General features: G+C 61.5%; 23 protein-coding genes. 12 read left to right on the top strand and 11 right to left on the bottom strand.

Annotation, left to right across the window (positions count from 1 at the left end):
- The first annotated feature begins 129 nt into the window (after window positions 1–129).
- Window positions 130–984: a DeoR/GlpR family DNA-binding transcription regulator gene (locus PH558_RS27130; protein WP_113409794.1), complete on the top strand. Its 855-nt coding sequence runs from the start codon at window positions 130–132 to the stop codon at window positions 982–984.
- Window positions 985–1,039: 55 nt separating this feature from the next.
- Window positions 1,040–1,840 (top strand): BtpA/SgcQ family protein, encoded by an 801-nt coding sequence (locus tag PH558_RS27125; protein WP_285207687.1) that lies wholly within the window; start codon window positions 1,040–1,042, stop codon window positions 1,838–1,840.
- A gap of 303 nt (window positions 1,841–2,143) precedes the next feature.
- Here the strand turns inward: PH558_RS27125 and PH558_RS27120 are convergent, their stop codons facing one another.
- On the bottom strand, window positions 2,144–2,551 hold the full coding sequence (locus PH558_RS27120; protein ID WP_113409798.1) for a nuclear transport factor 2 family protein: 408 nt from the start codon (window positions 2,549–2,551) through the stop codon (window positions 2,144–2,146).
- A gap of 87 nt (window positions 2,552–2,638) precedes the next feature.
- Between PH558_RS27120 and PH558_RS27115 the strand changes: the two genes are divergently transcribed.
- Window positions 2,639–3,562: a LysR family transcriptional regulator gene (locus PH558_RS27115; protein WP_285207686.1), complete on the top strand. Its 924-nt coding sequence runs from the start codon at window positions 2,639–2,641 to the stop codon at window positions 3,560–3,562.
- 66 nt (window positions 3,563–3,628) lie between these two features.
- On the opposite strand, the gene PH558_RS27110 is transcribed toward PH558_RS27115, so the two are convergent.
- Window positions 3,629–4,762, bottom strand: coding sequence for an alpha/beta fold hydrolase (locus PH558_RS27110; protein WP_285207820.1), 1,134 nt, complete (start codon window positions 4,760–4,762; stop codon window positions 3,629–3,631).
- A gap of 258 nt (window positions 4,763–5,020) precedes the next feature.
- Here PH558_RS27110 and PH558_RS27105 point away from each other — a divergent pair, with 258 nt between their 5' ends.
- A complete protein-coding gene (locus PH558_RS27105; RefSeq protein ID WP_244575445.1) occupies window positions 5,021–5,614 on the top strand; it encodes a TetR/AcrR family transcriptional regulator in 594 nt (197 codons plus the stop codon).
- Between the two features lie 55 nt (window positions 5,615–5,669).
- Here the strand turns inward: PH558_RS27105 and PH558_RS27100 are convergent, their stop codons facing one another.
- Window positions 5,670–7,076 (bottom strand): amidase, encoded by a 1,407-nt coding sequence (locus tag PH558_RS27100; RefSeq protein WP_095438468.1) that lies wholly within the window; start codon window positions 7,074–7,076, stop codon window positions 5,670–5,672.
- Between the two features lie 150 nt (window positions 7,077–7,226).
- On the opposite strand from PH558_RS27100, the gene PH558_RS27095 reads away from it, so the two are divergent.
- Window positions 7,227–7,787: a TetR/AcrR family transcriptional regulator gene (locus PH558_RS27095; RefSeq protein ID WP_285207685.1), complete on the top strand. Its 561-nt coding sequence runs from the start codon at window positions 7,227–7,229 to the stop codon at window positions 7,785–7,787.
- Window positions 7,788–7,879: 92 nt separating this feature from the next.
- Here the strand turns inward: PH558_RS27095 and PH558_RS27090 are convergent, their stop codons facing one another.
- Window positions 7,880–8,518, bottom strand: a complete 639-nt coding sequence (locus PH558_RS27090; protein ID WP_285207684.1) for an NAD(P)H-dependent oxidoreductase — start codon at window positions 8,516–8,518, stop codon at window positions 7,880–7,882.
- Between the two features lie 172 nt (window positions 8,519–8,690).
- On the opposite strand from PH558_RS27090, the gene PH558_RS27085 reads away from it, so the two are divergent.
- Entirely contained in the window at window positions 8,691–9,620 is a 930-nt protein-coding gene (locus tag PH558_RS27085) for a LysR family transcriptional regulator (RefSeq protein ID WP_285207683.1), read from the top strand.
- Window positions 9,621–9,859: 239 nt separating this feature from the next.
- On the opposite strand, the gene PH558_RS27080 is transcribed toward PH558_RS27085, so the two are convergent.
- Window positions 9,860–10,537 carry a TetR/AcrR family transcriptional regulator gene (locus PH558_RS27080; protein ID WP_095438473.1) on the bottom strand — a complete coding sequence of 226 codons (678 nt, stop codon included), beginning with the start codon at window positions 10,535–10,537 and terminating at the stop codon, window positions 9,860–9,862.
- Window positions 10,538–10,615: 78 nt separating this feature from the next.
- On the opposite strand from PH558_RS27080, the gene PH558_RS27075 reads away from it, so the two are divergent.
- Window positions 10,616–11,734 carry an FAD-dependent oxidoreductase gene (locus PH558_RS27075; protein ID WP_285207682.1) on the top strand — a complete coding sequence of 373 codons (1,119 nt, stop codon included), beginning with the start codon at window positions 10,616–10,618 and terminating at the stop codon, window positions 11,732–11,734.
- Between the two features lie 104 nt (window positions 11,735–11,838).
- Here the strand turns inward: PH558_RS27075 and PH558_RS27070 are convergent, their stop codons facing one another.
- On the bottom strand, window positions 11,839–12,237 hold the full coding sequence (locus PH558_RS27070) for a winged helix-turn-helix transcriptional regulator (RefSeq protein ID WP_285207681.1): 399 nt from the start codon (window positions 12,235–12,237) through the stop codon (window positions 11,839–11,841).
- A gap of 89 nt (window positions 12,238–12,326) precedes the next feature.
- Here PH558_RS27070 and PH558_RS27065 point away from each other — a divergent pair, with 89 nt between their 5' ends.
- Complete coding sequence (locus tag PH558_RS27065) at window positions 12,327–12,920, top strand: FMN-dependent NADH-azoreductase (RefSeq protein ID WP_285207680.1); 594 nt, start codon at window positions 12,327–12,329, stop codon at window positions 12,918–12,920.
- A 226-nt stretch (window positions 12,921–13,146) separates the two neighbouring features.
- On the opposite strand, the gene PH558_RS27060 is transcribed toward PH558_RS27065, so the two are convergent.
- On the bottom strand, window positions 13,147–14,115 hold the full coding sequence (locus PH558_RS27060) for an AraC family transcriptional regulator (protein WP_285207679.1): 969 nt from the start codon (window positions 14,113–14,115) through the stop codon (window positions 13,147–13,149).
- Window positions 14,116–14,221: 106 nt separating this feature from the next.
- Between PH558_RS27060 and PH558_RS27055 the strand changes: the two genes are divergently transcribed.
- Window positions 14,222–15,112, top strand: a complete 891-nt coding sequence (locus tag PH558_RS27055) for an SDR family oxidoreductase (protein WP_285207678.1) — start codon at window positions 14,222–14,224, stop codon at window positions 15,110–15,112.
- Between the two features lie 219 nt (window positions 15,113–15,331).
- Here the strand turns inward: PH558_RS27055 and PH558_RS27050 are convergent, their stop codons facing one another.
- Both PH558_RS27050 and PH558_RS27045 read right to left on the bottom strand, forming a co-directional pair.
- Window positions 15,332–15,853, bottom strand: a complete 522-nt coding sequence (locus PH558_RS27050; protein ID WP_285207677.1) for a hypothetical protein — start codon at window positions 15,851–15,853, stop codon at window positions 15,332–15,334.
- A 189-nt stretch (window positions 15,854–16,042) separates the two neighbouring features.
- Complete coding sequence (locus PH558_RS27045) at window positions 16,043–16,897, bottom strand: SDR family oxidoreductase (protein WP_285207676.1); 855 nt, start codon at window positions 16,895–16,897, stop codon at window positions 16,043–16,045.
- A gap of 136 nt (window positions 16,898–17,033) precedes the next feature.
- Between PH558_RS27045 and PH558_RS27040 the strand changes: the two genes are divergently transcribed.
- Complete coding sequence (locus tag PH558_RS27040; protein ID WP_095438480.1) at window positions 17,034–17,381, top strand: winged helix-turn-helix transcriptional regulator; 348 nt, start codon at window positions 17,034–17,036, stop codon at window positions 17,379–17,381.
- A 127-nt stretch (window positions 17,382–17,508) separates the two neighbouring features.
- Entirely contained in the window at window positions 17,509–18,120 is a 612-nt protein-coding gene (locus PH558_RS27035; RefSeq protein WP_285207675.1) for an NIPSNAP family protein, read from the top strand.
- A gap of 48 nt (window positions 18,121–18,168) precedes the next feature.
- Here the strand turns inward: PH558_RS27035 and PH558_RS27030 are convergent, their stop codons facing one another.
- Both PH558_RS27030 and PH558_RS27025 read right to left on the bottom strand, forming a co-directional pair.
- The gene (locus PH558_RS27030) at window positions 18,169–18,930 is read right to left on the bottom strand and encodes an SDR family oxidoreductase (protein ID WP_285207674.1); all 762 of its coding nucleotides are present in this window, start codon (window positions 18,928–18,930) and stop codon (window positions 18,169–18,171) included.
- Window positions 18,931–19,035: 105 nt separating this feature from the next.
- Window positions 19,036–20,256 carry an MFS transporter gene (locus tag PH558_RS27025; RefSeq protein ID WP_285207673.1) on the bottom strand — a complete coding sequence of 407 codons (1,221 nt, stop codon included), beginning with the start codon at window positions 20,254–20,256 and terminating at the stop codon, window positions 19,036–19,038.
- A 103-nt stretch (window positions 20,257–20,359) separates the two neighbouring features.
- Between PH558_RS27025 and PH558_RS27020 the strand changes: the two genes are divergently transcribed.
- On the top strand, window positions 20,360–21,271 hold the full coding sequence (locus PH558_RS27020) for a LysR substrate-binding domain-containing protein (RefSeq protein ID WP_285207672.1): 912 nt from the start codon (window positions 20,360–20,362) through the stop codon (window positions 21,269–21,271).
- Window positions 21,272–21,407 lie beyond the last annotated feature (136 nt).

Below are 21,407 nucleotides of genomic sequence, written 5' to 3'. Positions count from 1 at the left end.
TTACAAATCAATCGAAATTTATGTTTGAATTTGTTCACTTTCTGAGTTAATCACTGGTTATGTAATGGGAGGCTGGGCTTCGGGCGCACGCAAACACCAGCCCACCTTATCCAAGTGAAAGACAGACCAATGATTACAGGCCATCACGCTGAAACGCTGACAATCGAAAAGACGAAAGTTCTTGCGCGCACGCGCCGAGCTTTCATCTTAGATGCGCTAGCCGAAACGGGTGCCGTATCCGTCACGGAAATTGCTGCGCAGCTCGGCGTGTCCGAAATGACTGTGCGACGCGACCTGACGGAACTGGAAAAGGAAGGACGGCTTGCCCGCACCCATGGCGGAGCAGTGAGCACCGACCTGACCGCAATTGTCGAACCTGGCCTTTCGGCAACCATCTCGCGCCTTAACGAGCCGACCTTTCAGGCTCGTCTTGCCAAGAACGCATTGCCGAAGCGGCTGATTGCGGAAGCGGCAGCGCGGGTCGCCTTAGGACTTCGCACCATCGCGCTGGATGTCGGCACGACAACATTCCTGCTTGCCCGGTTGCTCGCCGGCCAGCAGCATGTAAAGTTCTTCACCAACAGCGTGCGCAACGCCACCCAGCTCGGGGAAGGCCTGGCGGAAGTCTACCTGCCGGGTGGGCGCATGAGAAACGATGAGTTGTCGATCTCCAATGCGACGGCGATTTCCCAGTTCGAAGCACTTTGGTTCGACATCGCCTTTGTCGGCGTTTCCGGACTGACGTCGGACGGTATTTATGATTATTCCTTCGATGACACGGAGATGAAGCGCGTCTATCTCCGCCGCTCAACGAAAAAGGTCGTTCTTTGTGACGCATCGAAATTCGATTGCATGTCGCTCGTCCACATCGCACCGCTGTCACAATTCGACATGCTGATCACCAATGCACCGCCGCCGCCGGAACTTGCAGAAGCACTTGAAGCCGCCAAGGTCGAAGTGATGGTCGCCGGCCCGTCCTCTTGAAGCACTCGGTTTTGCAAAAACCCGCTTTCTCTAACGCCCAATTTCGGAGCTTTCGATGGTTTTTGAGTTTTTTGGTGACAAGAGGAAAGTCATCATTGCCATGGCGCATATCGGCGCACTGCCCGGTTCGCCGAATTATGATCCGAAAGGCGGCGTCTCGAAGCTCATCGACGACGTGATGGAAGATATTCGCGCGCTGCAGGAAGGTGGCGTGGATGCCATCATGTTCGGCAACGAGAATGACCGGCCTTACGAGTTGAAAGCGCCGCCGGAAGGTATTGCTGCGATGACGGCGATCGTCCAGGCTGCAAAGGCAGAACTCAAGATCCCCTTCGGTGTCAACTATCTCTGGGATCCAACAGCAAGCGTCGCCATCGGTGCCGCCACCGGCGCTAGCTTCGTGCGTGAGATCTTCACCGGCGTTTTCGCTTCCGATATGGGTATCTGGGCACCGGATTGCGCGACGCCAGCGCGACTGCGCGCCAAGCTCGGCCGCACCGACATGAAGATGCTATTCAACATCAATGCGGAATTCGCCCATTCGCTCGACCAGCGCCCGATCGAACTCCGCGCAAAGAGCGCCGTCTTCTCCTCGCTAGCCGACGCCATCCTTGTGTCCGGCCCGCTAACCGGTCAGCCGGTCGACCAGTCCGGCTTGCGCAAGGTTTGCGAAGCCGTGCCGGATGTTCCCGTTTTCGCCAATACAGGCGTCAACAAGGACAATGTCACCGACATCCTCTCCTGCGCCAGCGGTGTCGTTATCGGCACGCATTTCAAATATGAGGGCAATACCTGGAACAAGGTCGAGCCCGCCCGCGTCAAGCGCTTCATGGACGTCGTCAGGGCTATTCGCTGACGATGCTCCGGCGGCAAACAGCGCCTTGGAAGTCTCACCGGCCGGCCGCCGCTTGACACCGCTCATTTTAGCATCGAATTCCGGATCGATTTCAGCCACGACACGCTGACGGAAAGAAAGCACCTCGGGATCTTTCATAATAGTCGGACTATACCGGTCGCCTTGGCGCTCCCGCCATAGGGGAGCACGGCGGCGCAATCTCTCGTGCCGCTGGCGATAATAATGGTATCTCCGAGGCTCGTCGGGATTTTGAGAGGACCCAAGCGATTGTTTATCAGCAACGGCACGCTGGAGCCATTGCACTCACGCCCGCTTTTCAATGAGCTCCAGCACCGGCGCGCCGATCAAGGGAGCCAACCGCTGTTGTATCGCTACGATGTTGGCGAGCGGCCGCCACTGGACCGACATGCTGGTGATACGGCCGTCCTCGCCGATCCGCATATCGTCAACGCCCGTCACTTCAATGTCACCAGCCCGGATGCGCAGCATTACCGCGGCGCGCTTGTCGCCCGCGATGACTTCTTCCGTCGTAAATGAATCGACACCCGAGTGCAGCACACCCAACACCTTAACGACAGCATCGCGGCCAACAAAGGGATCGACGACAAACGGGCTGAGCAGCACGATGTCGTCGCTTAGATGCTCGCCGAGTTTGTCTACCTCGCCGGCGTCCATGGCGTTCAGAAACGGCGTTACATGTCGCATATCCATGTCGATTTTCCTTCTGTTGATTTGGACTCAATCGCACGACGCCTGCCGCCCTTGTAGCGCCAGACCAGGCGTGACAGTATTGACACCATGTCAACACCGACACTCAGTACAATTCAGCTGCAATGCTTCGTGCGGATCGTGGACACTGGATCGTTCGCCGAAGCAGGTCGGCAGCTCGGCCTGTCCACATCGGGCATCTCGAAGACGATCGCACGCTTGGAGGAAGCAAGAGGAGTGCGACTGCTCAATCGCTCGACGCACTCCCTTTCCTTAACGCCGGAAGGTGAGGAACTTATCGGACTCGCCCGCGAAGCGGTTCGCAGCATCGAACAGGTGGACACAGCCTTAACAGCGGCAGCACGAGACGGTGCCCACGGTCGCGTCCGAGTCGGAGCACCAACCGCTTTCCTCAGCGCCTGCCTTGCTCCCCTGACTTCAGCCTTCAGGCGCGCGCATCCGGATATCCTGCTCGACTTGCGTGGTAGCGATCAGATGATCGACTTGGCCGAGGATGGGGTGGACATTGTGCTGCGTGCGGGAGTTATAGACGGCATCCCTGGGCATCTTCAGCGGACGCTATTCGACTTTGCATGGGTCGCCTGCGCGTCGCCCGCCTATTTATCCAACCAGGGAAAACCATCGACGCCCAGTGACTTGTCAAATCACGATCTTATCGGTTTCCGCAACCAACGCACCGGGGTCGTGGATGCATGGCGCTTCGGCACCCGCCATGGTGATGGTTCCGAATTGCGATGGTACCCAAGCCCTGCATTGATCCTCGACGATGCCAATTCCGTTGTCCAAACAGCAATTGCCGGTGCCGGCATAGCGTGGGCGCCCCACTGGCTGGTTGCCGATGCATTGCGGGCCGGCAGCTTGTCCGCCGTGCTCGATGAATGGGCATGCGGACCGACAACAATGTGGATGATTCGTCGGAACCATGCGCTTAACCCGACACGAATAGATCGCGTCATGACGTTCTTCAGGAAGAACGCGGCGGCATTCCGCTAACATTCCATCCCGACACGTCGTTGGCGCCGGCAATATTTTCGCGAGTTCCAGTAGGAATTCCCCGACCTAACCGGGGATGTGATCCACCCCACCTACGTCCTTCATGAAGGCGAGCAGCAGCTCGCTCAGCCGAACCGGCTGCTCCTGCTGGATCCAATGACCAGCGCCGTCGATCAGCTCGATGCCAGCCATCTTCGTCGCTGCCTTCATCCTCATGATATCGAGCGCGCCCGGCGACGCATAGGTGCCCCAATCGCTCTTCCCGCCGACGAAGAGTGAGGGGACATCGATCGTCCTGCCCGAAAACAGGCGCAACTCGGCATTCAGGTCAGGATCGGAATAGACGCGATAAGTCTGCAGCGCGCCTTGAAATCCGGTGCGGTCATATTCCTCCGTGTACACGCCAAGTTCCGGCTCGGTGAGCCATTTGCAGGATTGGACCTCGGCAGCGGAAGGCTGGAATGAAGCGACAGTCTCGGGCATCGTCTTGCCGAGATCCATAACATAGTAGGTGGGCATTTTTGCAAGCTCCATGGCGGTTCGCGCCAGCAGCGGATGCGGCTTGTTTCCCGGCCAGTCGGCACTCTTGACGTAGAAAAATGCGCGAAGAAACGCGTGCAGACCTTGAGGGGGGTGCCACATGTCATCATTGGCCTTCCGCGTGCTCAAATATTGCTGATAATACTCTCTGGGCGGATCGAGCGCGGCCAGTGCGGCCGCCAACTTTTGATTGTCAGTGTTCGGTTGGACCGACGACGATGCCTCGACTTCCGCGGTGTTGAACGGAAATGCCGGCGGGCCGGGGAACGGCGCGCTCATCAGCACCACCGATGGAAAGACGTCAGGTCGGGCGAGCGCGCAATAGGCCGCCACGGGCGAGCCGAAGTCGTGCCCAACGAGCATCGTCGTGTGCCGATACCCCAGCGCCGAAACCAGTCCGAGGGCGTCGCGCGTCATATTCAGGAGGCTGAAGGGCGCAAGAGGAGCGTCATAGCCGTTCATCCAACCGGTGGTGCGGCCAAAACCCCGCTGATCCGGCGCCACGACATGGTATCCCGCGTCAGCCAGAATCGGAATCAGATGTCGCCAGCCGTAAGCCAAATCTGGAAAGCCGTGTAGAAGCAGCGCGAGTGGCCGGCCGGCGTTTTCATAACCGGCCTCGAGAACATGGACATCAAGGCCGTTGACGCCGTGGATCATGCGCGAGCGGACCCCCTTGGGAAGCGTTCCCCCGCCGTAAGGTGGTGTAGTCAAAGCACTTCCTCCCATGGGGTTTGAGCGAGCCGATCGAAGTGACGCCGCAACCAGACTGGCCGCACCCATCGCCAAAACGGCACGTCGGGACATCGATGGTATGAAACGAACGGGGTGACTCATCCGTCGGCCTCTTTCTATGGTGATCGCCATAGTATGGCAATCGCCATAGCGGCGTCAAGCGAACCGTGTTATGTTTGTTGCATGCCACGTAAGACTGACGCCCGCGCCAACGCGATTGCCACCGCCCAAAGACTGTTTCGCATCCAAGGTTACACTGCGACCGGATTGACTCAGATCATTACGGAAAGTGGCGCGCCCAAAGGATCGTTCTATTTTCACTTTCCACGCGGCAAAGCACAGCTCGCAGAAGAGGCAATCGATCAATACGTTGCGAGCCGGATTGCGGTTTTGCGGAATATCTCAGCGGATACGACGGGCGATGCCGAGAGTTTCGTTCGCCTGATTTTCAGCACATTCGCCGCCGAAATGGCCACCTCCGACTTCCAATATGGCTGTCTGATGCAAAATCTGGCCAACGAGCTGCCCGCGCTCGACGCCGAGCTGACCAAACGGGTCGCGCGCGGGTTTGTCGATTCGACCGAGATTATTGCAGAGCATTTCAGGGAGTGCGGCTTCGCTCCCGCGCGCGCGTCCTCCACAGCAGCCGCGCTGGTAGCCGCCCTCGAAGGCGCGCGAACGATCGCACGCCTGGAACGCACGCCGGCTGTATTCGAGGCGCTGGCGGAGGTTAGTTGCACCACCATGACTGGGGACAGCGTCCTCTCGGCAAAATAATGTCGCGACATAGGCGCTGCCGCACGAACTTGATCGCTCCCGGCGCCCCATCCGGTCAAAGATCTGGATGCAGGTCTCTGACGGTGCTCACACTTTCCAGCTGGGACGCGACCGCCAGGATCGTCGACTCCGCCAGCCAACTGCCCACGATCTGGATGTTGATCGGAAGGCCTTCCCTGCTCGTGCCGAATCGCATTGAAATTCCCGGCAAGCCGGTGACGTTGAGCGGTACGGTCGCGCCCTGCAGATAGGTAGCGTCGACCGTTCGGCCATTGATGAGGAATTCCTCTTGGCCGTGCTTGTGAGCCGGGAGCGGCAGCACCGGCGTGATTAGCGCGTCGAATTTCTGGAAATACGCGGCGAAGCCATCGCGGAGACGCTCCGCCGCTTGCTCGGCCTCGATGAAGTCCACCATCGATGTGTCCGGCAGCGACAGCATCGTCTTGGACATCTTGTACATCTGGTCTTCGTGCCCGGCGGTCGCCTCCGCGAAAGCCTGCTTCATCTCCATCACGTGGATACGATTGAAGACATCGAGCGCGAAATCTCTCTCGAGCGCGGGAATGCGCACTGGCTCGACATATAGCCCGAGACTCTTGAGCGCCTCAGCGGCCGCCTCGACCACCTTGGCCACTTCCGGGTCGATCGGCCCGAAGCCCGGTTCGACCAGCCAACCCACTCGAAGCTGCCGATAGGACTGACGACCGATACCGGCGTCGAATTGAACAGTGCTCGTCGCGAAAGCGTCATGGCCATCGGGGCCGGCAAGCTGCGAGAGGGCGAGCGCTAGGTCGCGGATGCTGCGGGCCATTGGGCCTACATGCCAGAAGCGGCGTGGCGCACGCGGATAGATGCCGGTCATCGGCACACGGCCGTGCGTTGCCTTGATAGACGAGATACCGGTCTGGGCCGCCGGTCCGCGCACCGAGATGGCGAGATCGGTGCCAAGGCCGATCGGCGACATGCCCGCCGCAATCGCGGCCGACTCGCCACCGCTCGAACCGCCCGGCGTTCGCGAGAGATCCCAGGGATTGTTCGAGCGGCCGGTAAGGAGGTTGTCACTTTCGATCCAGTAAGAGAATTCGGGAAGATTGGTCTTGGCGAGCAGGATGCCGCCGGCCCTCTTCATGCGTGCGACGCTGGTGGCATCAGCATCGGGCGTGCGTCCCTTGAAGATCGGCGAGCCGCGCTGCGTCGCCACGCCGGCGGTATCGATCGAGTCCTTAACCGTGAACGGAACGCCATGAAGGGCACCGAGCTCGTCACCCGCGCGGACCGCGGCGTCAGCCGCCTCAGCCTTTTCCAAGGCGTCTTCGGCGAGGGTGACGACCGCATTGATCTTCGGGTCCACGGCCTGGATCCGGTTCAGATGAGCCTTGACGACCTCGACCGCTGACACCTCGCGGCTGCGGATCATGTCAGCAAGCTTGGTCGCGTCCGAATAGATGATGTTCTCACTCATGTCTTTCTCTCTTTTCCTGCTCCGTCTCGCTCGGCACGTAGCCAACCTAACGTTCGTTAGGGGGAGATAAGCCCTTTCCTTTTTGTGCGTCAAGGCCTATCTAACATTTGGTAGAGTAATGACCATTCGATCCTGGCCGCTGAGATGACGATGACGAATTCAAAGGGAGCGATCCTGGCGGCTGCCAGACGGATAGCTCAATCACATGGTTATAGCGGACTGAACTTCCGCGATCTCGCAGCCCAGGTCGGGATCAAGGCGGCGAGCATCTATCATCACTTTCCCAGCAAGGCGGCCCTCGGTGCAGCGGTTGCTCGGCGCTACTGGGAGGATACCGAAAGCGAGCTCGATACCCTCCTTAAAAACGCGGCCGATCCAATCAGCGCGCTACGGGAATATCCGAAAATCTTTCGAAGATCGCTGGAGAGCGATAACCGGCTTTGCCTCTGCAGCTTCATGTCGGCGGAATATGATGATCTTCCAGATGAGGTGACGGCGGAAGTTCGGACCTTCTCCGACGTCAATGTGGCCTGGATCAGAAAGGCGCTCGCCGCCGCCGGCATGACGCGCCCAGAAAACAGCGAGGCGCGGGCACGTGCGATCTTTGCAGCAGTCGCCGGAGCTCAGCTCATGGCGAGAAGTCGGTGCGACATATCATTGTTCGACGCCTTGATCGAAAGCTACCGAGTCACAGGGCTCCTGCCGGCATAGACGTGGTCCGCCGCGCAGAGGGTATCAGAGGAGCGGCGAGATCGAGCCGATCCCCGAAGCATAGACCATCGCGTTAATTGCGGATGCCTGGATCACACGATATCGGTGACAAACTCATCGCGGCTTCGTCGGACCTTCTTCAGGTGCACAAGCCAATCGCCCTCTGGGGCTCGGTATCCAATCGGCAGCATGACGACGCTGCGCAGCCCCTTCGATCGCAGGTCCAGTATCTCGTCGACCGCGGCTGGGTCGAAGCCTTCCATAGGTGTCGAGTCCACCTGTTCGAAGGCTGCCGCGATGACGGCGACGCCCAAGCCGATATAGGCCTGCCGGGCAGCAGCTTGATGATTGGCCTCTTTTCCCTGCGCGGCAACTATACCCAACAGCTTCTGACGATAATTTTCCCAGCCCTCGTTTCTAAAGCCTCGCACCTCATTGGTGAGGTCGAACATCATGTTGACGCGATCAGCCGTGATGTCGTCCCAGGCAGCAAAAACCAGCAGGTGCGAGCAGTCGGTGATTTGCGCCTGATCCCAGGCCGCGGCCCGAATTCCTGCGCGAATTTCGGGATTGCTTACAACAATCAGCTCGAAGGGCTGAAGCCCGCTCGACGTCGGCGCTAGGCGCACGGCCTCAACAATGCGCGAGAGCGTGTCGGGGGCGATGCTCCTGCTCGGGTCGTACTTCTTGGTCGCATAGCGCCATTCCAAACGTTCATTAACAGTCGTCATCGCGTTTTTCCTCTTTCATCTCGCGTGCCGGCGGCGACCGCGTCGCTGCCGTGCCGAAACACAGATAGCCTCACTAAAGAGCTAGGAATATTGGGGTTCACCGCACTATAATGCTGCAATGTGCGCAGCAATCCCGCCTCTGTGCAGGCAATCTTGAGGCGGCCCGATAATCATGCATCTCGAACAAGCGCGGACCGACGAACTTGCGGCACTCGTGGCCGTTGCACGAGAAGGATCGTTCGTCGCAGCAGCCTCCGTGCTCCGCCGACACCCGACCATTGTGTCCAAACGCATCGCCGCGCTGGAGCGACGCCTCGGCGTACGTCTGCTCGAAAGAACGACGCGTCAGGTTCGACTAACGGAAGCCGGTGCCCGGCTTGCGGAACGCATCCAGAATGCAACCAACGCCATTTTCGAGGCCGAGCAGGAGACGGCTGCCGGGGGTATCGAGCTCAAAGGCCGGCTGCGCTTGGCCTTCCCGGCGGCGATGGGACGGCAATGGCTGGCACCTGCGATGCCAGCTTTTGCTCGACGATATCCAGGTCTTGACATCGAGGTCGACTACGCCGAGCGGCATGTCGATCTCATCGGCGAAGGATTTGACGCGGCGGTACGCCTTGGAACGCTCGGTGACAGCCGTCTTGTTTCACGCAAGCTGGGCGACCACCGGATCGTTCTCGGCGCGTCATCGGATTATCTCGATCGCCACGGGATTCCCGCCTCTCCGCGCGCGCTCGTGGATCACAACCTCCTTCGATATACCGGGCCAGTGCTGGTACCGGAGTGGCGAATGCGGAAAGGCCCCCTGCGCGAGACAATCCTGCCTTCCGGAAGCTATCAATCGAACGACATCGACAGGCTGCTCGAAGCGGCACGGCAGGGTATTGGCATAGTCGGCTTCGGCGAGTGGTCGATGGCCCGTGACTTCGCCGCGGGGAGGCTTGTCCGGATCCTACCCGAGTGGCAGTTCGAGATCGATGGCGGGATCCATCTTGTGCGTCCGTCCGCGAGGTTTACGCCGGCACGAACTGAAGCGTTTATACAGTGGATCACGACCCTATTCGCCGGTGGGCTTCCCTGGGAATCAGAGCATCCGAAATGAAGTCCAGATTCCAGCCTGCCGATCGGGCGGACAACCGAGTGATCCCACACCTTGTACGCTTGATCGAGTGCGTTCTTGAGCCCGCCGGCATCGAATGGTTGTACCCGGCCACCACGAAAATGAAGCCGTCGAACATGGCGAGCCAGCGGAGCGCCTCGGGATCCTTGCTGGGCGCGTGGAGGTTGGAGACGACCTCGGCGAAGAAGGGTAGCGGATAGTCCGCATGACCGCCGCCAGCCTCAACCGTTTCGCTTGACGCAGGCGCCGGCAAGGATGAAGTCGACGCCGGCAACGAACTGTTGGCGATCGTCATGCTCGCTCAGCTGCGCCGCCACCCGCCGAAGAAACGGACGCGATTCGGGATCATCCTGAATCCAGCGCGTGCCTATGGTCTCCAGCCACGCCTTGCGATCCGTTCCGCCCGGAAGCGTGCGGGCGTTGGCCGCGTTCTGGCCGGCCACACCGAGGATGTAGTTCGTCAGCGCTGAGGCGCAGTCGAATTGTGCATCCACAGGAACACCAAGCGGCTGGAGCCATCCGCCAATGCGTTCGAAGATCTCTCCAACCGCGGAATGCCATGGTTCGCGGGAAAGGTGAGCGCCGGCCCAGGGGTGAGCGTCAATCGCATCGAATACCGCGAGCGCGATGGCGCGGATCGCGGCCCTTGGCTCCTCTTCCTTGGCCACTTTCGCCAGGGCGCGGGCGAGAACATCTGCCGTCGCTGCGGCAAGGAGGTCGTTCCTGTCGGCGATATGCCAGTAGATCGCCCCGCTGCCCGTCGCCAGCTGCGTCGCCAGCGCCCGAAATGTCAGAGCGGCCTCCCCGCGCGCATCGAGAATCTCGATCGCCGCTTCAACAATCCGCGCCTTGGAAAGGGCGTCCCCGCGCCGCGCTATCTGGTGAGCTCGTTTAGACATGCGCCTATGATGACATATCTGGAACGCTGTTCCAATCCTTGCTATATGGAACATTGTTCCAATCAACCGAGGTGCCGCATGACCACTTCCGTTACCATTATTGGTGCAGGCCTGGGCGGCCTGACCCTCGCCCGCGTGCTCCACATTCACGGCATCACTGCCACAATCTATGAAGCAGAACCCTCCGCGCACGCCCGCACTCAAGGCGGTCAGCTTGACGTTCACGAACATGACGGTCAGCGTGCGCTCGCTGCCGCCGGCCTGACGGAAGCATTCCGCGCAATCGTTCACGACGGTGGGGACGCGACGCGCGCGCTCGATCGAAACGGCAATGTGCTGCTCGACCAGCCCGGAGACGGCAGGCGTCCCGAGGTGCTCCGGGGCGACCTGCGGCGAATCCTCATCGACTCCTTGCCTGCCGGGACGATCCAGTGGGGGCGGAAGCTGGCCGGAGCCAGGCCGCTTGGCGCCGGTCGTCATGAGCTAACGTTCACCGATGGCTCGGCTGTAGAGACCGAATTGCTCGTCGGCGCCGATGGCGCCTGGTCGAAGGTGCGACCGCTGTTGTCGAACGCGACGCCCGCCTATGTCGGCGTGTCCTTTGTCGAGACCTACCTGCATGACGCTGATCGGCGGTTCCCCGCAACGGCCGCGGCGGTCGGGGCCGGCGGAATGTTCGCGCTCGAACCGGGCAAGGGGATCACCGCGCACCGGGAGCCGGCGGGCGCGCTCCACACCTACGTTCAACTGATGCGGTCCGCATCCTGGTTTGCGGACATCGACTTCAACGACGCCGCGACTGTGAAAACACGGATAGCAGCAGAATTCGACGGGTGGACATCGGCTCTCACCACATTGATCACCGGCGGCGACACGGCGCCGGTCCTGCGAGCGGTCAACGCGCTACCGGTTGGTCATCGATGGGATCGTACGCCAGGCGTGACGCTGCTCGGCGACGCCGCGCATCTGTCGCCTCCGGCCGGCGACGGTGCAAACCTGGCGATGCTCGACGGAGCCCAGCTCGGCGAGGCCATAGCCGCTCGGCCCGGAAACATCGAAGATGCGCTGACCGTCTACGAGGCGGCGATGTTTTCGCGCAGCAAGGCCGCTGCCATGGACGCGCACCGCGTCCTCGATCTTTGCCTGGGTGAGCACGCACCCTTCAGCCTCATCGACTTTCTCAGCGCCGCGCCATAAGCGCGGTGCTCCAGAGAAGCGAAGCTGGCATTGTCGAACGTATCGGCTGTTTCACAGCGAGCGCGTTCAGCCATGTCGGGCTGCCCCTCCGCCGAACGTCGGGCCTACTCTGATCCACCGCGACTGGTGGGACCATGTTTGTCCTGATCATAGCGCGCCCGGTTGTTCTCGATCTCGTTGATATGCTCTCCCGCCCACGCACCCAGTGCGCGGACCGGCACCGCCAAGGATTGCCCAAGTTTCGTCAGGGCATATTCGACTTGCGGCGGCACCGTCGGATAGACCGTCCGGCTCACCATCCCGTCGCGCTCGAGCGCCTTCAGGGTGCGCGTCAGCATCTGCTGCGAGATGCCCCCGACCGTCCGTTTGATCTCGTTGAAGCGATGCGGCCGCTCGACCAGTATCCTGACGATCATCACTGTCCATTTGTCGCCGACGATGGCAAGCACTTTGCCGACCTTGTGGCATTGGGCGCTGACGGCCGGTGAGGCAGGCATATCCATGTGACCAGGTCCTAAAAATATGCGTTCTTGGCGAAGCACATGTGGTCACATAGATAGTCTTGGTCACAAATCAAGACCGGAGATATCCAATGAAGCTTCTTCATCTCGACTCCAGCATCATGGGCGAAAACTCGGCAAGCCGAGTGCTCTCCGCCGCTATCGTCGAGCGGATCGTCGAAACACATGACGCGGTGGACGTCACCTATCGCGACCTTGCCAGCGAACCGCTCCCGCATCTCACTCTCGACGCGTTCAAGGTGCTCGACGCCGGCACCGACGTGCAGCAATTCCTCGACGCAGACGTTGTGGTGATCGGGGCTGGCTTCTACAATTTCTCGGTTCCCACCCAGCTCAAGGCCTGGATCGATCATATCGTCGTACGGGGAAAGACCTTCGCACGCGGCGAAAACGGGCCGATCGGTCTCGCCCAGGGAAAGCGCGTGATCGTCGCGCTGGCGCGCGGCAACGTCTACAGCGATGGCTCGCCGTATCAGTCCTTCGAACATGCAGAGACGCTGCTCCGCTCCGCATTCACATTCATGGGCGTCACAGATATCGAGTTTATTGTCGCCGAGGGGCTCGGGCGTAGCGACGAGGTACGCCGCGCCTCGATTGCGGGCGCACTTGAAGAGGCGCGCAAGGTCTCTCCGAAGGCTGGAACTCCGGCTCCACTCGGAGCTTGAGAGTACGGGCGCCAATGCACGGCATGCCTGGCTTTCGCGCCGTAACCGAGGAATCGCTGCTTCAATTGCTCGGACGAAATTTCCTGATCGCAGATCTCTCGGCCGGGCATGTCGGACAGGATCGCGGACATGCTATTGTCGGACAGATCCCCGCGGCCAACCGCGGGGATCCTCCTGCCGGCCGGCGACCAAAACGGGAACCATGTTGAACGTGTCCGCTCCACCGTTAAGGGAGTGACGAGAAGGACTGCTCACTACCAGATGCTAGGCGACGTCCAGCTTCACCCGCCTCGACCTGCCGGCGGCCATATTGCCGGGGCGAGCAGTTCATCACCCGCTTGAACGCGGTGCTGAATGCCTTTTCGGATTCGTAACCAAGTGCCAACCCGATCTCGCCAAGCGACTGACGCGTCGAGGTCAGCCTCTCGGCCGCCTGCATCATGCGCCAGCGGGTCAGATAGTCCATTGGCGAGAGGCCAACCCTCTCCTTGAAGGTTACCGCAAAGGCAGTGCGCGACATCCCCGCCTCCCTGGCGAGGGTCTGCAGCGTCCATCGCTGACCGGGTGCTCCGTGCATTGCGGCGATGGCTGCGCGCAATCTTTTATCCGCGAGCGCCGAGAGCCAGCCCGCTTGCTCGGCCGTCCGGTCGGACAAGTAAAGCCGCAGCGCCTGCACCAGCACGATCGTCGCCAATTGCTGCGCGATGATGAAGTCGCCGGGCTGTCCCTCCGAAAGCTCCTGCCGCATGCGCTCGACGCACCATTGCAATGTCGCGCTGCCAGCACGATCACGGATATGCAGGAGTGGCGGAAGGACATTCAAGAGCAGCTCCGACTGGCCCTCCGACAGTGTGAAGTAGCCGCCGATGCTGAGATAGTCCCCGCCGCCTTTGTAGGTGAGGATGCGACCGTTCGGCCGTGGCGGCAGGATCTGACTGACATGGACCGGCGCGACCGAGAGGTCGCTGGCGATCTGGAACGGCCGGCCACGCGGCAGCAGGAAACATTCGCCGGCGCTGACCTGAACGGGGGGCTCCCCTTCCACCGATATCCAGCACGAGCCGGTCACGACGGCGTGGAACTTGATCCCGTCATGTGGCCCGAAGCTGATCGCCCAATCGCCGCCCGCATCGAAGCCGCCCGACACATAGCTGCGCAGCTTCAGGAACGAGAGCACATCCGACAGTGCGTCCATCCGTGACTTCCTGAACGATCGAAAACCATATGCGAACTATGCGACATGGATCGTTCCTGATCAACGGCCTAAATTGGGTTTTGAAGTCAAATAGAGGAGAAGCGCCATGCGCATATTCATAACCGGTGCAACCGGATGGGTCGGTTCTGCCGTGGTGAAGGACTTGATCGCCGCAGAGCACGAGATCGCCGGCCTCGCCCGGTCTCCCGTGGGTGTCGAACGGCTCACGGCGGCAGGTGCACAGGTGGTGAGTGGATCGATCGAGGATATCGACGTGCTGCGAACGGCTGCGCGGGCAGCGGATGCCGTGATCCACACCGCCTTCAACCATGACTGGTCGCGCTTCGCGGAGAATTGTGCAGCCGACAAGCACGCCATCGAGGCGTTGGGCGCGGAGCTCGAAGGAACAGAGCGGCCGCTGATCGTCACGTCCGGCGTCGCCCTGCTCGCGCCGGGCCGCCTCGCGACCGAGGCCGATATGGCGCCACCCGTCACGGAGCGCTTCCCGCGCGCGTCCGAAGCGGTCGTTGAAGAGCTTCGTGGTCGCGGTGTCCGCGCCACCACGGTGCGCCTGGCACCCACGGTGCACGGGGTCGGCGATAATGGCTTCGTGCCGCGTCTTGCCGGCATCGCCCGCGACAAGGGCGTATCGGCCTATATCGGTGATGGCCAGAACCGCTGGCCGGCTGTGCATCGCCTCGACGCGGCGCGGGTCTTCCGTCTGGCGCTGGAGCACACCGCCGAGGGGCCGTTTCACGCTGTCGCCGAACAGGGCGTGGCGCTAAAAGACATCGCCGAGGCGATCGCGCGCCGGTTCGATCTGCCGCTGGTCTCCAAGGCCGCCGCTGAGGCAGGCGAGCATTTCGGGTGGTTCGCGCCATTCGTCGGCATCGATGCGCCAACCAGCAGCGACCGTACGCGCGCGCTCCTGAATTGGAAACCCGAGCAGCCGGAGCTGCTTGAGGATCTCGCCCGTCCGGATTATTTCGCTGCCTGAGCAGCCGGCGATCCATCGAGCCTGGAGCCGAAAGGAAGCCGAAATGCGAGTTTTTCGCCGAAGGGCGGTCCAGAACACATTGATCACGCGACGTCTGCAATCGCACTCTCGAACGACGGTTCGCCGCTGAGTTGAGCACGTCGCCCAAGCGCCAGATCCAACATTGCCTGACGCCATCAAGCGGATAAGAGCTCAGATGGCATCCGGCTACTCTCGGGCTTATACTGCCCGTCTTGGCTCCCATATGCGTTGGATGATCAACGAGATCGGCAACCCAAGACCGAACATATGGATCAGCAGGGCCGGCACGAATGGCATCGGGGTCACCGATGCGGGTGTCGTGAAGGCGCTGAGCGGCAATACGACAAAGCCCATGAAGAAGAAGAGGATGATGCCGAGCACAGGACCACCGATCCACGCCCAGCGGTCCACCACCGGCACCTGCCAGACGACCAGCGCGTAGGCGACGGCTGGAACGATCGACACGAAAAAGTGGAGCAGCGTCCCCAAGACGAAGCCGGTCGCGCCCGCATAGGCGGCCATACCCATCAGGCTGCTGGCTGCCAGTTGCATCTCTGGTACGATCCCAACGCCGCGGGCCAGTTGCAAGATCAGAACCGGCACGAGAACGATCACGCCGGCCGTCAGTCCAGCGCTGAGACCGATTTTGACGGCGCGGGACAAATTGTGCTCCAGACGCATTGTTGAAGATGTCGTCTTGTCGTTTGTTTGATATTTCATGGGCATGGGACAGCTCTCTGGATTAATCTTACGAGACGAATTGAACTTGATCGCGTTGATGAGTGGAACTTCCTCACCTCGCGGACACGTTGGTGTCACGCGAGTTTGCGAGGCTGGATGGAAGTCGGGCGGTTCCGCCCAACAGGAAACCACGGCAGTTTTGTCAACGTGACATCGCCTGAACCTGGCTCAGACGCGCAACGCGGCAGCGACCAGGCTCTGCATCGAAGTGGTCGGACGACCTATCAACCGCCCCAGCGCGCCACCGTCATCGAACAGCGCCCCGTGCGAGGCAGCGGCGTCGGCATCGGCCAGGAGAGCAGCGAGATCGGCTGGCAGGCCGGCGCCGGTCAGGACATCACGATAGGCAACCTCGGACAGGTCGTTGTAGACGACAGCCTTGCCCGACTGGCGCGAGACCTCTGCAGCAAGCTCGGCAAGGGTGAAGGCCTGGTCGGCTGCGAGCTCATACGTCTTCCCAGCATGCCCACCCGTCGCCAGCACTACGGCTGCAGCCTCGGCATAGTCCTGCCGGGCCGCGGACGAGAAGCGCCCATCCTTCGCGGCGCCGACGAAGGCGCCGTGCTCAAGCGCTGCGGGAAGCGCCATGAGGTGGTTCTCGGTGTACCAGCCATTGCGCAGGATCACCGCGGGTAGTCCCGAGGCCGCGATGACCTCCTCTGTCTGGCGATGCTCGATTGCGAGCCTTGCCGGCGACGTGTCGGCGTGCAACATACTGGTGTAGGCGATCAGCGAAACCCTGTTCGCTTTGGCTGCCTCAATCACCGCTCTATGCCGCGGAAGACGGCCGCTGACTTCGGTCGAGGAAATCAGCAGCAGTTTCTCCACGCCGGCCAGCGCCGAACCAAGCGTGTCGGGCCGGCTGTAGTCCGCCTCGCGCACGATCAACCCGCGTTCAGCCAGATCGCTGGCCTTTGCCGGATTGCGAACCGCCGCGACGATCCGGGTGGCGGGAATGGTTTTCAGCAGCGCCTCGATCACAAGGCGGCCAAGGTGTCCGGTTGCTCCAGTTACTGCGTACATCGTTCAGTCCATTTCGTGGTTGCAATGAATTCGATGGCCTTTAGATAGCTGCCATCGTTACTGAGGGAAACCACGTATCTTGTGGTTACCTCCATTTTCCGGTAACCAACTGGAAACTGCCGTCGAAGGAAGGATGATGGTACTCAAGGTACGAAAGAAGGTGGAGACGCCTCCGGGCTGCCCTATGTCCAAATGCATGGATCTCCTTGGTGGCTGCTGGACGCCGGAGGTGCTCTGGTCCTTGAGCGAAGGCCCGCGCCGGTTCTCGGAGTTGCGCCGGGACAATCCCTTCATCTCAGCGAAGGTCATGACGAGCAGGCTACGGGATCTCGAACAGCGCGGCGTCCTCACGCGCAAGGTTTTGCCGACATCGCCGCCAACCGTGGAATACGAACTGACCGAGTTGGGAAAGGAGCTCCTCCCCGCGATCAGATCCATCGTAGAAGTCGGGACGCGCCTGCTGTTGCGCGAATCTACTCCCTAGCGTCGCTGACGGCGAAACTGAAGCACCTCGGCGATTGCCGCGGCTCCTTTCCCAGGCATAGCCGAGCGCGCGCAACGTCCGCGCGAACGAGCCATCCTGTTCACGCCGAACGGAAGGAATGTGAAACATGTTCTACGAACTCGTGACCCTATCGGGGCCCTTGCTAAAGCTCAGCGAAATGGACGTGGCGGCGCAAGAATGGATGGCTGGTGCTGCGGCGGGAACCGTCCTCGGCCGGTGGCGGACCGATATCGGCCTGCTCGGGCAAGTGCTGCTCCTGCGCCAATTCGATAGCTTGAAGTACCTCAGCGAAGAACGGCGCCGCGCGCTGCTGGACCGCGATCCGTTCAGGGTCCGCGGCCTTGCCACCTCCGTTGCCCAGGAGAGCTATGAGGGCTTTCCGTTTCTACCCCCGGCCATCCCTCGGAAGGCAGGCGGTATATATGAGTTTCGAACCTATTTCCTGACGGTAGGAGGTCTCCCGGCTACGCTAGATGGCTGGGAAGCGGCGATCGGGCCGGCCAAGGATTATACCGATCACCTGGTCATCAACATGTTCGCATTGGATGGCCGCCCTCGTATCCTCCACATATGGGGTTTCGAGAGCCTTCGGCAGAGAAGTCAGCTGCGCGAGCGTCATTACGCCGCCGGCACCTGGCCGCCGAAGGGCGGACCGGAGCACATCGATCACGCGACCTCCGTGATCGCGCTCTCGAACGGTGGTTCTCCGCTAAGTTGAACATGGCATGCGGGAGGCAACGGCGGCCAATGGCGGACCGCCCTACGCTCACTTGCCGCCGGTGACATCGAGGAACGTGCCGGTGATGAAGGACGCCTCATCGCTTGCCAGCCACAAGATCGCCCGCGCTACTTCTTCCGGCTGGCCACCTCTTCCCATGGGGATCGAATCCCTGACGCGGTCCACCCGTCCCGGCTCTCCGCCACTGGCATGCATCTCGGTGTAGATGTGCCCTGGCCGAATGCAGCAGGCGCGGATGCCATCGCGCGCGACTTCTTTGGCAAGCCCGGTCGTGAAGGTCTCAAGGGCGCCCTTCGACGCGGCGTAGTCGACATATTCATTCGGACTGCCGAGCCGGGCCGATGCCGACGAGATGTTGATTACGACGCCGCCTCGTCCATTGTAGCGATACGACATGCGCTTGACAGCTTGCTGTGCGCAGAGCATTGGGCCGATCGCGTTGGTCGCGAAGATCCGCTGCATTCGCTCGAACTCGAGATCCTCCATCCGTGATTGCTTTGCGATGATCGCGGCGTTGTTCACCAGTACATCGATCCGCCCAAACTCCCGATCGATCGCGGCGAATAGTTGCGCGACCTCATCTGGATCGGCGCTGTCCGCGCGAATGGCCAGCGCCCGGCGTCCGGCTGCTTCCACATCGGCCGCCACCGCGAGCGCAGCCTCTTCGTTGGAGACGAAGCTGATCGCGACATCGTAGCCTTGTGCGGCGGCAAGGCGCGCCGTGGCAGCACCTACGCCACGACTTCCACCGGTTATCAGGATGAGCGGCGTTTGAGAGACAGCGTCCATTTGTCGGACCTTTCATGTGTTGTGAGATATTGATCAGGCGAGACCGCCCCAAACGCGGGTCGCACATGGCGGCTTTGGCTCGTCCAGCCGAAGATCCGAGCCTGCTCAGGCGGAGCTCTCGCCCGAATCCGCGGCTGAGGAGGCGCGCAGATGGGGTCGCAGAGCCAGCACGAGCGGGATGATCAGGGCAGCGGTTGCCGCCGAGGCCACCATTCCGATCGCTCGACTGCTGTAATCGGCGACCATGCCGTAAAGGATCGGCGCGATCCCGCCGGAGCCGATCACGCTCGTATAGAAGATCGCAAATGCCCGGCCTGTATCGCCGTCGGACAACTCCGGCACGGTGCCGTAGAGCACCGATGAGGTACCGTTGAGCACGATGCCGAGCAGCGGCAGCAGCATGAGCGTTGGCGTGAGAGACGTGAACAGCGTCGCCACGATCAGCATCGCCGTTGCGGCCTCAGTCACCATGACGCTGCCGACGACACCCAACCGCTCACCGAGCAAACCGCACGCCGCTTTGCCGAGAGCGCCACCGATGAACAGCAGGGCGAGCGCACTCCCGACCGTCGGCGAGCCACCGCCCTGTTCATGGACGAGGAAAGGCAGAAACAGGAGGTAGCCCATGCGGGTCGCCGTGTCGAGCGCCCCGATCACGGTCAGAATGCCGAAACCGCCGCGGCCATGGCCGGCGGCAGCCTTCACCGTGGCGTTGATGTTAACGCGAGCTGCCGGCGCCAGCGGTATCAGCGCGATCGACATGGCGATGCCAAGCGCCGCCATCATGCCGAGCACCGGTCGCCAGGCGAAGATCGGCAGCAGCAGCGCGACAAGCGCCGGCAGCACGGCTTTTCCGAGGTCGCCTGCGAAATTGTACATGCCAAGCGGCCCGCGCGCAGCTTTCCCAAAACTGTCGGTGACGAGCATCGATCCGCGCGGATGCTGGATGCTCGATCCGATGCCGGCTACGACGAGCCCGACGCAAAGACCCGTGAAACCGAACGGCAGCGCCATAATAGCCAAGCCAGCCGCCGCGAGAATGGTTGACAGGATCAGCGCGGTGCGCGGCGAAGCAGAGCGAAGGGCATGGTCGGCCGGGACCTGGAGGACTCCCATGGTGCCGTAGTATAGGGCGCGAACGACGGCCAGGGCGGCGTAGGAGAGAGTGAAGTGCGCCTGCCATATGGGCAGGAAGGCATAGAGTGCGTCGGTATAGCCGTCATGGAGCGCGTGGGTAAGACTTGCACCCACCAGACTACGCCTTTGCAGCGTGCGCCTATTTCTCTCGGTCGTTGTCGGTCGGTCTTCACAATACGCAGTTCGCATCGTTCGGTGAGCCTCGTTAGCTACCGCAGGTCTATACGCGTGAGCTTTTATCGACTAGCCTGTCATTAATCACGAATATCGTTTATTTTTCTCACGGGTTCACATGCGTCGCCTTCCTCCCTTGAACGCCCTTCGCATCTTCGAGGTCGCCGCTCGCACCGGCAGCTATGCCGACGCCGGCGCGGAGCTCGGCCTCACCCATGGCGCGGTCAGTCGGCAGATCTCGGCGCTCGAAGGCTGGCTCGGGCAGCGGCTCTTCACGCGGGAAGGCCGGCGCATGGTCGCGACGCCGATGGCGAAGGTCTTCGCCGCGGAGGTCGGCCTTTCGTTTGATCGCCTGGCTGTCGCGGCGGAGGCTTGTGGCCGGCCGGGCGCGCGTCGCATTCTGCGGGTAAGCGCCCCGACCAGCTTCGCGATGCGCTGGCTGATCCCCCGGCTCAGCCGTTATCATGTCGATCATCCGCAGGTCGAAGTCGCGGTGACCACGGTCTCATGCGTGCTCGACGACTTGCGCGGCGGCGTCGATGTAGCAATCCGGCGCGGCACTGCCCGGCAGGATGCATGGCCGCAGCATCGCGTGGTCCCCGTGCTGGAGGATATCGATACGCTTATCATGAGCCCGGCCCTGTTTGCACAGCGTCCGATCCTGAAGCCGGCCGACATTCAGGGACATACGCTGTTCGCGGCCGAGACGCGCGGCGGTGATTGGACGGATTGGCTCGAAGCTGCCGGGCTCCAACACCTGGCCGGCCTCCCCCGCCAGATCTTCGATCACTTCCACGTGGCGCGCCAGGCGGTGGAAGACGGGCTCGGCATCGGCATTGGTCCGCTGCCGATGCTGGAGATCGATGTCGCCAACGGAAGGCTGATGACGCCACTGCCGGACATCCGAGTGCCGCGAACCGGCTATGTCGCGGTGACGCCCCGTCATGCCGATGCCGGAAACGTAGTTGCCAGCTTCGTCGACTGGCTTGTCGCAGAAGGAGGCGACCGACGATCACACCCGCCTTTGTAGCATGGCGAAGGTTGCCGGATCATAGAATCGGTATGCTCCAGACTGCTTGCTAACCTTCAGGCTGAGCAGTCTTGAGGCCGAGCGCGAATTTGATCCCCGCCGGGATGGGGCTTCATCTCGCCCATCTGCATTTTTG

This window comes from Rhizobium pantanalense, from assembly GCF_030182525.1.
GTDB lineage: Bacteria > Pseudomonadota > Alphaproteobacteria > Rhizobiales > Rhizobiaceae > Rhizobium.
This window is presented reverse-complemented; position numbering and strand designations above follow the sequence as displayed.